12 protein-coding genes are annotated in these 11,970 nt (G+C 42.7%); 5 read left to right on the forward strand and 7 right to left on the reverse strand.

What is annotated here, in order from left to right:
* Together KHB02_RS11365 and KHB02_RS11370 are read right to left on the reverse strand one after the other, a co-directional pair.
* A partial coding sequence (locus KHB02_RS11365) for a cation:dicarboxylate symporter family transporter (protein ID WP_241113818.1) occupies positions 1-304 on the reverse strand: 304 nt, incomplete at its 3' end.
* A 201-nt stretch (positions 305-505) separates the two neighbouring features.
* Entirely contained in the window at positions 506-1,399 is an 894-nt protein-coding gene (locus KHB02_RS11370) for a GNAT family N-acetyltransferase (protein ID WP_213147626.1), read from the reverse strand.
* Between the two features lie 619 nt (positions 1,400-2,018).
* On the opposite strand from KHB02_RS11370, the gene KHB02_RS11375 reads away from it, so the two are divergent.
* The 5 genes from KHB02_RS11375 (at position 2,019) to KHB02_RS11395 (ending at position 7,603) form a co-directional block, all read left to right on the forward strand.
* On the forward strand, positions 2,019-3,002 hold the full coding sequence (locus KHB02_RS11375) for a Gfo/Idh/MocA family protein (RefSeq protein ID WP_213147627.1): 984 nt from the start codon (positions 2,019-2,021) through the stop codon (positions 3,000-3,002).
* Positions 3,003-3,108: 106 nt separating this feature from the next.
* Positions 3,109-3,804: a response regulator transcription factor gene (locus KHB02_RS11380; protein WP_213147628.1), complete on the forward strand. Its 696-nt coding sequence runs from the start codon at positions 3,109-3,111 to the stop codon at positions 3,802-3,804.
* Positions 3,801-4,805 (forward strand): sensor histidine kinase, encoded by a 1,005-nt coding sequence (locus KHB02_RS11385; protein WP_213147629.1) that lies wholly within the window; start codon positions 3,801-3,803, stop codon positions 4,803-4,805. The genes KHB02_RS11380 and KHB02_RS11385 overlap by 4 nt, the downstream gene beginning before the upstream one ends.
* A 100-nt stretch (positions 4,806-4,905) precedes the next feature.
* Positions 4,906-5,667 (forward strand): ABC transporter ATP-binding protein, encoded by a 762-nt coding sequence (locus tag KHB02_RS11390; RefSeq protein ID WP_213147630.1) that lies wholly within the window; start codon positions 4,906-4,908, stop codon positions 5,665-5,667.
* Positions 5,657-7,603, forward strand: coding sequence for an FtsX-like permease family protein (locus KHB02_RS11395; protein WP_213147631.1), 1,947 nt, complete (start codon positions 5,657-5,659; stop codon positions 7,601-7,603). Before KHB02_RS11390 ends, KHB02_RS11395 begins: the two co-directional genes overlap by 11 nt.
* A gap of 260 nt (positions 7,604-7,863) precedes the next feature.
* Here KHB02_RS11395 and KHB02_RS11400 read toward each other — a convergent pair whose 3' ends face one another.
* The 5 genes from KHB02_RS11400 to KHB02_RS11420 all read right to left on the reverse strand — a co-directional run bounded on the left by KHB02_RS11400 (position 7,864) and on the right by KHB02_RS11420 (position 11,831).
* Positions 7,864-8,490 carry a histidine phosphatase family protein gene (locus KHB02_RS11400; protein ID WP_213147632.1) on the reverse strand — a complete coding sequence of 209 codons (627 nt, stop codon included), beginning with the start codon at positions 8,488-8,490 and terminating at the stop codon, positions 7,864-7,866.
* A gap of 16 nt (positions 8,491-8,506) precedes the next feature.
* Positions 8,507-9,043 (reverse strand): DinB family protein, encoded by a 537-nt coding sequence (locus KHB02_RS11405; protein ID WP_241113821.1) that lies wholly within the window; start codon positions 9,041-9,043, stop codon positions 8,507-8,509.
* A 174-nt stretch (positions 9,044-9,217) separates the two neighbouring features.
* Positions 9,218-9,799: a PepSY-associated TM helix domain-containing protein gene (locus KHB02_RS11410; protein ID WP_213147633.1), complete on the reverse strand. Its 582-nt coding sequence runs from the start codon at positions 9,797-9,799 to the stop codon at positions 9,218-9,220.
* Positions 9,800-9,896: 97 nt separating this feature from the next.
* Entirely contained in the window at positions 9,897-11,150 is a 1,254-nt protein-coding gene (locus KHB02_RS11415; protein ID WP_213147634.1) for a sensor histidine kinase, read from the reverse strand.
* Positions 11,151-11,159: 9 nt separating this feature from the next.
* Positions 11,160-11,831 carry a response regulator transcription factor gene (locus tag KHB02_RS11420; protein WP_213147635.1) on the reverse strand — a complete coding sequence of 224 codons (672 nt, stop codon included), beginning with the start codon at positions 11,829-11,831 and terminating at the stop codon, positions 11,160-11,162.
* Positions 11,832-11,970: the final 139 nt, after the last annotated feature.

The raw sequence follows: 11,970 nt of genomic DNA on the forward strand, positions 1-11,970 counted from the left end.
TATTTTTAGTCAGCTTTAACTTTGTAAAAGCCCCTACAATCGATACGAACACTAATGGCATAACAACCATTTGCAGCAGTTTGACATAACCGCCGCCGACAATATTAAACCAGTTAATCGACTGTGTTGTTACTTCATGTGTTCCACCATAAATAAGATGAATGATAAATCCAAATACAAGACCTAAACCGAGTCCGGTGAACACACGTTTTGAAAAAGAAACATGCTTTTTTTGCATCATGAACAAGCCGAACATCAGAAACAGAAGAACGACAACGTTCACGATAATTAATATGTTATTCATTTCATAACCCCCTATTTTATATTTTCAAAGTTTAATATATTTATTCCTATGAGTCAAGTCGGAATTTCTAACACTTTAAAGCACCTAAGTTTTTACTTTAATAAACCTATAAATAAGGGGCACCCTCCTATTAATGAAAGGCGCCCTCACAATGCATTTTAATTATATTAATATAATTTATTTGTTTACAATTGGAAACATTTATAGATCATATTGATAACAAGCTACACCCTCCACTTGCTCAAACCCTTCCTGAAGGTAAAGGGATTTTGCCCGCTCATTCTCCCCATTAACCGAAAGAATCGTTCTCTGAAACGATTTTCTCTTTGCAAAATGCAATGCCGCTCTTAAAAGAATTCTCCCTAAACCTCTGCCCTGGTATCCCGGCAGGATGGCAAGCGGGCCGATATTCATAATCGGCGCCCCTTCATATTCATCTTTAGCCCCCCTGACAACGCCGACCGGAATGTCCTTATCAAAGAGTATTTTCATTCCGCCGTCAATGTAATCCGCACTTTCAACCAACTTCTCGACCATGTCAGGAGTAACGGGCGTTTCATTTCCCTTTAGGTTCGAAAACCCTGCATTTCGGACCTTACACCAGATTTCTTCATCTTTTCCTGGTAGAAAATCTCTAATCATGTAACCTTCAGGCAAACTAAGCTCAGGTACATCCATGTCCTCTCTAACAAGCAGGAAAGCGTACCTGTCGATGGAAAACTCCAACTCCTCCATCACTTTAGACAATGTCTGGTTACCCAATGGGATAAAAATAAACAGTTTTTCAATATCGGCAGTATGTTTGCGTAATGCTTTCATGAGCATATTATAGACTTCAACATCTTTTATTTCCGAATGGAATATCCGAAACCGAGCCCGTTTCCCCCTTCGCTGATATTCATCGATAATTAAAGAGGCTGCAGCGACAATCTCCCCCTGTTGATCTGCCACAATGTAAGTGGGATTTTCGTTATTAAGTTCAAACTTTGCTAAATCGTCATCATATAAAAAAGAATCATCTAATTCCCTACGGTGTTTTTTACAGTATTCAACAAAATCTTTTAGTTGATCATGTCTCAACGAATCTAGTTTCATTTTTCCACATCTCCTTTAAATAATTTTTCATGGCCCTGGTATGAACCCATTTGAAAAAAGAATAACCATATAGATGAAAGAACGTATTATTCCAATTGGCAAAAGAACGACTGGTATGAAAATGGTTTTTCTAAGGAAAGGATTACTTTTTACCAGCTCTTCCTTGGCTGTTTTTTTGAATACCGACTAATCGTTTTAGAGGATATCTCAAGATCCCGACTTACTTCTGTAGCTTTTTGCCCTCCTCTACCACTAATTTTGAAACATAATCTCTATACTCCTGTGTATGGTGCTTCCCCATAGTGAATACGTCCTTATAAATGATGATTGTATTATAAACTTAATCTCATTTTTATGTGTCCACTTTTTATACTAACCTCATTTATTGGATACTTTGCCAGCGCAGGCTCTCCGTTTTGTCCTTTGAAGGCCTTCTATTGGACACTTTACCAGCGCAAAATTACGGTTTTGTCTTTTATTTTCTTCACGAAGATCTAGGCCTCCCCACTGTTCAAAAGTGATGCAAAAGAACCGTCCCCATGCCTCATTCCACATTTGGCAAGTCCGCCAAAATACATTATGATGTTAGGAGTATTTTGTTATTGGAGGACTTGAGCATATGAATATTGCTACTATTGGAACGGGTTCGATCGTGGATACCTTCCTTTCTGCACTAAACGCAATCGATGACGCCCAATGTGTGGCGATGTATTCCCGAAAGCAGGAAACTGCCCAACCGTTAGCCGAAAAATATCAAATCCCAACTATCTACACCGACATCGAAAAAATGTTCCAGGACCCAGGCATCGACTTTATTTACCTGGCATCCCCAAACAGCCTGCATTACGAACAGGCCACTCAAGCGCTCCACTACGGGAAGCATGTCATATGTGAAAAGCCGTTCACATCGACCGTCGCAGAACTTGAAAGCTTGATCGCACTCGCCAAACAAAAGAATTTAATGCTGTTTGAGGCCATCACAACCATTCACCTGCCCAACTATCAACTCATTAAAGAAAACCTGCCAATGCTAGGGCAAGTAAGAATGATCCAGTGCAACTACAGCCAATACTCAAGCCGGTACGATGCCCTGCTTGCTGGGGAGACACCGAATGTATTTAATCCGAAGTTTTCCGGCGGCGCCCTTGTTGATATCAACATTTATAACCTGCATTTCGTGATGAACCTGTTCGGCACACCGGATTCCATCCGCTATACTGCCAATAAGCACCCGAACGGAATCGACACCTCCGGAGTTCTTGTTTTGAAATATCCTGATTTTATCGCCGAGTGCGTGGGAAGTAAGGATACACAAGGCCTGAACTTTGTTCTAATCCAAGGTGAAAAGGGATATATCCATGTTGAACATGGGGCAAATGGGTGTCAAAACGTCATCTTACATACCGAAGGAACTGCCGTCACCTTAAACAACCAGACGACAACGAACAAGCTTTATTATGAACTGCTGGCATTCAAAGAAATGTTTAAAAATCAGGATTTTGACCGCTGCTATAAACTGCTTGATTACAGTTACTCAGTCATGGAGATGCTAGTTGCAGCTAGAAAGGACGCCGGCATCGTTTTCCCAGCCGACCATCCATAATTTAGAATGGAGCCACTTCACAAAGTTGGCTCTTTTTTAATAGATAAAAGGAAATTTTTGCTATACTATGTAATTGAGGAAAAACCGAGATAAGTTGGTGATACCAATGTTTAAGCTCTTATTGATTGAAGACGATGCTACATTATTCAATGAAGTGAAGGAACGGCTATCCGGCTGGTCCTATGACGTGTATGGAATAACAGATTTTGCCCAAGTCATGCAGGAATTCACGGCTACCAAGCCTGATTTGGTCATCATTGATATCCAGCTGCCCAAATTTGACGGTTTCCATTGGTGCCGGATGATTCGTTCCCACTCGAGCGTGCCAATTTTATTTTTATCATCACGGGATCACCCTTCCGACATGGTGATGGCGATGCAGCTTGGCGCAGATGACTTCATCCAAAAACCCTTCCACTTCGATGTCCTGATTGCAAAAATACAGGCGATACTGCGCCGGGTTTATGATTACAGCAGCGACAGCCAAATTGAACTGAAAACCTGGTGCGGAGCGACAGTCGATTATCAAAAAAATACAGTCGGGAACGACGCAGGTTCAATCGAGCTGACCAAGAATGAAATGTTTATTTTAAGAGAGCTTATTAATCAAAAGAATAAAATCGTCACACGCGAAGCGTTAATCAAAAGCTTGTGGGATGACGAGCGGTTTGTCAGCGATAATACCTTAACGGTGAACGTAAACCGGCTCCGCAAAAAACTCGATGAACTTAGCATCGGGCATTTTATCGAAACGAAAGTGGGACAAGGCTATATGGCGGTCGATGTGGCGCAGCTGCCATGATAAAACATTTTATAAAAGAACGGCGGAGCTGGATTCTGCTCACTTTATCCTTAGAATTCCTCATCGTTTTTATCGCCTACATTGATTCTGCTATCCCGTTTTTGCCCGTCCTGTATATGGTTTTTCTATCGCTCATTATCTTTGCGATTTTCCTAACCGTTCGTTTCCACAAGGAGACGAACTTCTATAAAGGCCTGGCGGATTGGGAAAGCAGCCTTGATCTAACTGGCCTGCCGAAAGCCAGTAGCCCTTTTGAAAAAATTATTGAAAGAAGCGTCATCAGCCAAACCGAATCCCTTAAAATAGAGGCTTCCGCGAATCGTACGATGCTGGAGCAGGAAAAGGATGAGCTGTTATCCTGGATTCACGAGGTGAAAACACCACTGACAGCTATGTCTTTAATGATTGACCGCATGGAGGAAAGCAAGCTGCGGGTAAACCTAAGATTTGAGTGGCTGCGTATTCATCTGCTGCTTGACCAGCAGCTTCATCAAAAGCGGATACCATTTATGGAAAATGACTTATATATCGAAAAAACAGATTTAAAGCCGATTATTTATTCAGAGATTAAAACGCTGCAATCATGGTGTATGCAAAAAGGGATCGGTTTTGATGTAGAGCTGGGCACCACCGAGGTACTGACGGATGCCAAGTGGCTGGCGTTTATTCTCAGACAGTTATTAACCAATGCTGTGAAATACAGCGAAGCCTCGGATATTTTCATCAAAAGCGGCCTTCAAGATGGACTGACCATACTTGAAGTCACCGATTTCGGCCGAGGCATTGACCTGAGGGATCTGCCCCGCATTTTTGACAAGGGCTTCACCTCGACCACCAAACATCAAGACAGCGCGGCTACCGGCATGGGGCTTTATCTTGCAAAAAAGGCATCCCAGCCGCTATTCATCCATATCGAGGTGCGATCCAAATTAGGAGAAGGCACGACATTTACGCTAATTTTTCCAAAAAGAAATGAATTCCTTCATATATCAGGCATGTGACAACATTGTCACATGCTTTGCCGCATTTGTTCGGCGAAACGAAGGAAGTGATCCACACGCACCTTTATACTAAAGCTATCGAAATTAGGAGTGTGTCGAAATGCCAATTTTAGAAGCTAGTAAAATTTATAAAAGCTACGGCAACAAGTGGAATAAACAGGACGTTCTAAAGGGACTTGATTTAAGTATTGAAAAAGGAGAATTTGTCAGCATCATGGGTGCCTCTGGCTCCGGAAAAACAACTCTCTTGAATGTCCTTTCTTCAATTGACAAAGCAAGCAACGGTTCCATCAAAATTGAAGGAAACGAAATCACTCGAATGAAAGAAAAACAGCTGGCTGAGTTTCGGAAACATCATTTAGGGTTTATTTTTCAAGAATATAACCTTTTAGATACATTAACGGTAAAAGAAAACATTCTCCTGCCGCTGTCCATCACGAAAATGCCGAAAAAAGAAGCGGATCAAAAATTTGCCGAAGTGGCTGAAGAACTCGGTATTTACGAGCTCAAGGACAAATATCCAAATGAAATTTCCGGCGGACAAAAACAGCGGACTTCTGCCGCAAGGGCGTTTATCCATGAACCGAGCATTATTTTTGCGGACGAACCGACGGGTGCACTCGACTCCAAATCGGCATCAGACCTGTTAAACAAGCTTAGTGGATTAAATCAACGGCGTAATGCTACGATTGCGATGGTCACCCATGATCCTGTTGCATCCAGCTTTAGCAGCCGGGTCATTTTCATTAAGGACGGGCAGATTTATACCCAGTTAAATAAGGGCGAACAGCCCCGGCAGGCCTTCTTTCAAGACATTATGAAAACTCAAGCGGTGTTGGGCGGTGTTCAATATGAACATTAATCAACTGATCATTCGCAACTTGAAAAAGAACTTGAAAAATTATTTTTTGTATGTGTTTGCGTTGGTCTTTAGTGTAGCTTTATATTTCGCGTTTGTTACGCTGCAGTATGACCCGGCGATGACGGAAGCGAAAGGGACCATCAAAGGGGCCGCCGCCATTCGGACAGCTTCGATTTTGCTTGTCGCAATTGTCTCCATCTTTTTGCTGTATGCCAATAACATTTTCATCAAGCGGCGGAGCAAAGAAATCGGATTATTCCAGTTAATCGGAATGACCAAAGGCCGGATTTTCCGGATTCTCAGTGCCGAGAACTTTATCCTTTACTTCGGCTCCCTAGTGATTGGCATCTTTCTCGGGTTTTCGGTTTCGCGGTTGATTCTGATGATTCTTTTTAAAATAACCGGCGTCGATGCTGTCGCCAGCCTCCATTTTTCATCTCAGGCACTTGTACAGACCATCATAGTTTTTATGGTGATTTACCTGTTTATCATGTTAATGAACTTTATCTTTATCAAACGGCAGAGTATCCTGTCATTGTTCAGAGTCATTTCCTCAACAGAAGGAAAAATCCAAAAACTATCCATGGTTCAAAACGTTATTGGGATTCTTGGATTAGTGTTGATTGCCACCGGCTATTACGTTTCTTCCAAGCTGTTTGGCGGAGATTTTACCACCATGCCGGCATTATTTGCGGCGATGACGGGAATTCTCGGATCAGTTATTATCGGAACATATTTGTTTTATAAGGGTTCGGTCAGTTTCATTTTCCAACTCACCCGCAAACAGAAAGACGGCTATTTATCAATTAATGAAGTGATGTCGCTGTCCTCCATCATGTTCCGAATGAAATCGAATGCCATGTTATTAACGATTATCACAACTGTATCGGCACTGGCGATCGGTCTATTATCGTTATGCTATATCTCCTATTATTCTGTTGACAAAACAGCCCAAAATAATGTGGCCGCTGATTTTGCTTTTGTTACCGAAGAGGATGCAACGAAATTTGAGACCTCCCTGGACAATGCAGGAATCGACTTTCATGAAAAACGTATTGAGGTTATTCAGGTCAGCGCAAACCTGAAGCCAATCCTAGAACGGAATTTGGAAGGAATGATGGTTGCCCCTGCCGACATGCCTATGTCAGTCATCAGCGACAGATCTGTAAAAAATGTTGATGCAACACCGGGTGAAACTATTTTTACCGGCTATAGTGATTTGCTGCAGAAGTTTATGACCTTAAAGGATTCAGGAACGATTGAATTTAAGGGGGTTCATCAAGTGATTCCGTTAAAATACTCGGGACTGAAAAAAGAGTTCGTGATTTCCTGGTACTACACAGCTGGCGGTTCACCGACTGCCATTGTAGATGATGCCGTTTTTCAGCGGCTGAAACAAGATTTGGATCCAAAGGTTCAACAAGAATCATCCCTTTTCATTGGAATTAATTTAAAAAACGAGGGACAGCTTGAAAAAGCCAATAAGATCTTCTCCAGTCTTCATTTTAGCAGCGAGCATGGAAATGATTCCCGCCTCAACTTGATCAAAAAGCAGAAAAATACAATGGGGCTGGCCATGTTTATCGTTGGCTTCCTTGGGTTAACCTTTCTGATAACTTCCGGCTGCATTCTATATTTTAAACAGATGGGTGAAAGTGAAGAGGAAAAGCCCAATTATACGATTTTACGAAAACTTGGTTTTACACAAGGGGATTTGTTAAGAGGAATTCAAGGAAAGCAGCTCTTTAGCTTTGGCATTCCGTTAGCGGTTGGACTCGCACACGGTTATTTTGCGGTTCAATCCGGTTGGTTTTTGTTTGGTGCAGAGGTTTGGACACCGATGCTGGTTGTAATGCTGTTGTATGCGGCGCTCTACTCCATTTTTGGTGTTCTCTCGGTGGCTTATTACAAAAAGGTGATTAACGAAGCACTATAAGAACAAAAGCGCAAGCGCCCTGGTCAGCGGCGTATGACCTGGAGCTCTCCAACTGAGATAAAGGAAACACGAAGAGCGCAAGCGCATTCGTGCTTGACTTATCGTAGGGCGGAGAGCGAAGGACACTAGCCGCTAGGGCGCTGGAGCTGGACGTGTCTATCCTGTTACAAGTTATCCACAATGACTTAATCTATAATTTTCTACTATAATAAATAAAATGGCCCTCAGCCTTTTTGGCGGGGCCATTTTGCATATAATGACTAGATTTCAACCTTCGGCACAAAGATTTTTTCGTGCTGATAGTCCCCATCCACCTCATCAATCTTGGTGACAGATGCATTTTCAATCGGCTTGAAATTTAATAAATCTTCAACCGGCGTCTCCGTTAGGAATGCCAGCAGCATATGAATAAAAGCGGCGTGCGTAACAATCACAAGATTATCATAGCGCTGCTGCCGCTGCAGGCGGTCAACCACCGTATTCATAAACATGGTTGCGCGCAGGTACACATCAGCGAGGGATTCGCCATTTTGAAAGCGGAAGTAAAATTGCCCTGCTGCCTTATATTCCTTCTTTGCCTCAGGGGTACGGTTGTTGAAGTCATACAGGTTACCAAGCTCCCATTCTCTTATCAGCGGGTTCTCCAAAAATGGAACATCCCCCGGCAATAAGGAATGAATCGCCTGGGCGGTTTGTTTTGTCCGTAAATAGGGTGAGCTGTAAAGAACGGTTTTGCCTTCGATGATTGTTTTGAGGTAATCGGCCGTCACTTGTGCTTGCTTGAAACCAAGTTCCGTCAAACTATGCTGGGAATCATGCGTATGTGACATCACGGTCCGGTCAACGTTGTGCTCAGATTCACCGTGACGGATAACATAAATGTTCAAAATCTCCACTCCTTGTTTATCTTTTCTTGTTGGCCTTTTTGATCATTTTTTTTATAATCCTAATTTGGCCTCGATGGTTCAGCTCATCTTCAAAAACATGAAACCATTTAAAGTAGTTATTTGCCTGTAGATTCCACCAAAACGGGGTCTGCTCGAATAACCATTCATCCGGGAGGGCTTTAAATCTTTCAATGGTTACGGCCCTTACTTCTGCTAAATGATTTAAATAATAGTCAATGCTGTTACCATTAATTTGTTCCTGCCCGGGGTTCCCTAAATCTAGACCTGGGTTCAGACTGGCAACCTCTTCATCTGTTAGGTCGTCCCGATTTTCAAAGGTAACGATTTGGTATGCTTTTTCAACAGCCGCAAAATGGGCCAGGAGCATGCCGATGGAATTGGCGTCCTCATCATAAAGAAAATCCAGTTCCTCTACCGTAAGATTTTTTACCTCTTCAATCGTAGTGGCCCTGGCATATTCCATCATCGACACCAATTTGCTGAACTCAGGACCGAACCCATCCTTTTGATCAATGATTAATATTGATTCCATATCTTTTATCAAATCCGCATTCCTCCGCTGCTCGAAAAATTCTACTCCCTATTATTCGGCATTTCCCATTCGAATTCCTGTTTAATTTTCTGAAAAATAAAGAGACACTCTCCGCATTTCGGATGTATCTCTTCCATTTTAGTAGACTATTATGTTCAGTTTGCTTTGTCTAAATTAGACCACTTCATTATAAGGATCTTCCTGGCGTTTTTTTCTTTTGCGCTCAGCACCTAGGACTTTAATAGAAAGATAGATGCCTGAACCTGTTAGGAACATCATCGCAATAGCAGTAAGGTCGATCAACCACTTGACATTAGTATTTCCGATTCGGCCTTCATGAAGTCCTCTGATGATGCCCATAGCGGATGTTTGGCCTATGCCTTCACCGCGGAACCCTCTCGTGAAGTTTCCGTTAAACCTGCCAGCTCCTCCTTGGAATTGGCCGTTTCTGTTCTGCCCCTGCATTTGATTACCATCTTGCCCTTGCATTTGATTTCCGAATTGCCCATTTGTTTGTCCTTGGTTGTTATCGCCTGCTTGGCCATCCATTTGGCGATTAAACCCTCCTTGAGTCTGTCCAGCGCCGTTTATAAAACCTTGTCTAAATTGACCAGGCTGGAAATTGCCGCGCTCCCCCATCTGGGTCTGTCCGATCAGCCATGGTTCATTCATAAGCAGCCCTGTGAGCGACTCCATAAAGATTAACACAGAAGCGATCAAACCAATCCATAAATGCCCTTTTCTCACTTTTTTCATTTAAAGTTTTCTCCCTTCAATATGCTTGTACCCATTAGATACCCTCATTATGAAGAGCTTTCCTTAAGATATTCTTAAAAAAATTAAAGAACCCAAATTAATTTTTTTGGGTTCTTGGAAAGACAATTTCAATCAATGTTCCTTTACCAAGCGAGCTGTTTACCTTTACTTTGCCATGGTGCTTGTCGATAATCCATTTAGCGATGGATAAGCCAAGCCCCGTTCCCTCAGCAGATGTCCGAGCCTTATTGCTTTGGAAAAAGCGGTCGAATATTCGCGGGATGTCCTGCTCGGGAATGCCAATCCCGGTATCCTTTACGGAAAGGATAATGGAAGAGTGGCTTTGCAAGCAAGAAAGCTGGATTTCTCCGCCTTCATTTGTATACTTCATCGCGTTGTCCAATAATATAACAATGAGCTGATGAATCCTTTCCTTATCCCCGCAAAAAGCAACGGGCTCAGGTGCCTGTAAATGTATTGTTTTTTCTTGATATAAAGCAATATCTTCAAATTGCAAAAGGATTTCTTTTAAAAGCTCATCGATTTGAAACTCTTGCTTCTTCATTTCCAGTTGATTGGAGTCCGATCTTGCCAGCGTCAATAAATTGGTCACCAGCTTGGAAAGCCTGCGCGATTCTTTCGAAATAGTGGAGATATCATGAATTTTATCCTGGATGGTAGCCTTTGGATTCCGGAACAGCACATCGGTTTTAGCCTGGATGACTGCCAATGGCGTCCGCAGCTCGTGAGAGGCATCCGAGACAAATTCCTGCTGTTTATCCCAAGCCTTCTTAATCGGGACAAGAGCCCTGCCGGCCAGGAAATACCCGGAAACCAGCGCGCAAACGACACCAATACCACAACCGATAAACATAATCAAAATGAGCCTATCTAATAATTCTTTTTCCGAATTGACGTTGCGAATAAATTGTACGGTGACTTTTCCGGCTGTAGTATTCACATCAAAAGCGATATATCGGTAGGAAAACCCTCCTGCTACCACATCCTGCAAGGAATTTAGTTTTTTCGGGCGAATCTGCTCCTCTTTACCCGAAAACAACTCGGTTTCACGGCCTTGTTCCCCGATCAGCTGTTTACCTTCGCCCTGCCACAATAAGGTCATGATCCTTGGGTCCCGTTTCATGAACCTAGGGCCGGGAGAATCATGATCATCATTGTCAACGCCTGGCTGCTGTTGAAAATGATTAACAGATTCCATTAACGACCGGTTTACATCCTGATATAATCGATTATCCGTATAAAAATAAATAATGCTTCCAAGAATGCTGATTAACACGATGAAAACCAGCGAATTTAACAAAGTCAGCCTAATATGTGTGCGCCTGAACATATGCCGCCCCTATTCCTCGTTCAGCATATAGCCGACGCCGCGAATAGTCTTAATATCGGAGTGGTAGCCATATGGTTCCAACTTTTTCCGAAGATGATGCATAAATACCTCGACTATGGCGATGGTGGTGTCGGAATCAAACCCCCAGACACGGTCATAGATTTGTTCTTTTGTTAAAATCGCTCCCTTGTTCTGGATGAGAAATTCAAGCAGCTCGTATTGCTTGGCCGTGAGCTTAATGGGTTTGCCGTCCACCACAATTTCCCGTTCCCGGCCCAGTAATTCAATTCCCCGGTATTGAATGGTTTGGTTGGTCGTTAAGCTCCCGCTCCGTCTTAATAGCGCACGGATCCGCGCCTTTAATTCCGCTGCTTGGAACGGCTTCACTAAGTAATCGTCCCCGCCGCTGTCTAGTCCTTTTACCCGGTCCTCCAAGGAGTCCCGTGCCGTTAGAAAAAGAACCGGAATTTTCAGGCCTTCCCTGCGAATGGTTTGGAGGACTTCAAAACCGTCAATCTCCGGAATCATCACATCCAATACTATTGCATCATGAATGTTTTGCATCGCTAAAAACAAGGCATCTTCTCCGTTGGCTGCCTGGTCCACTTCAAATTCATCGGATAATAGCTGGACAATGGATTCCAGCAAGGAGAGATTATCCTCTACCACTAATAAACGCATAAATGAACGCTCCCAAAATATTTATTAAAATTATTATATAGGAAACAAAGCGGCCGCAAAAGAAGGGCCGCTTAAATACAAACAACTTATTCGTACCTTAAGGCTTGGATAGGGTTTAGTTTTGACGCTTTATTGGCCG

It is taken from the genome of Neobacillus citreus (assembly GCF_018343545.2).
Taxonomy (GTDB): Bacteria; Bacillota; Bacilli; order Bacillales; family Cytobacillaceae; genus Neobacillus; species Neobacillus citreus.

Excerpts from the sequence above, each read along its gene's own strand:
- KHB02_RS11415 (WP_213147634.1), bottom strand. The coding sequence starts at position 11,150 with ATGTTCAGGCGCACACATATTAGGCTGACTTTGTTAAATTCGCTGGTT.
- KHB02_RS11395 (WP_213147631.1), top strand. The coding sequence starts at position 5,657 with ATGAACATTAATCAACTGATCATTCGCAACTTGAAAAAGAACTTGAAA.
- KHB02_RS11380 (WP_213147628.1), top strand. The coding sequence starts at position 3,109 with ATGTTTAAGCTCTTATTGATTGAAGACGATGCTACATTATTCAATGAA.
- KHB02_RS11390 (WP_213147630.1), top strand. The coding sequence starts at position 4,906 with ATGCCAATTTTAGAAGCTAGTAAAATTTATAAAAGCTACGGCAACAAG.
- KHB02_RS11385 (WP_213147629.1), top strand. The coding sequence starts at position 3,801 with ATGATAAAACATTTTATAAAAGAACGGCGGAGCTGGATTCTGCTCACT.
- KHB02_RS11410 (WP_213147633.1), bottom strand. The coding sequence starts at position 9,799 with ATGAAAAAAGTGAGAAAAGGGCATTTATGGATTGGTTTGATCGCTTCT.
- KHB02_RS11405 (WP_241113821.1), bottom strand. The coding sequence starts at position 9,043 with ATGGAATCAATATTAATCATTGATCAAAAGGATGGGTTCGGTCCTGAG.
- KHB02_RS11420 (WP_213147635.1), bottom strand. The coding sequence starts at position 11,831 with ATGCGTTTATTAGTGGTAGAGGATAATCTCTCCTTGCTGGAATCCATT.
- KHB02_RS11375 (WP_213147627.1), top strand. The coding sequence starts at position 2,019 with ATGAATATTGCTACTATTGGAACGGGTTCGATCGTGGATACCTTCCTT.
- KHB02_RS11370 (WP_213147626.1), bottom strand. The coding sequence starts at position 1,399 with ATGAAACTAGATTCGTTGAGACATGATCAACTAAAAGATTTTGTTGAA.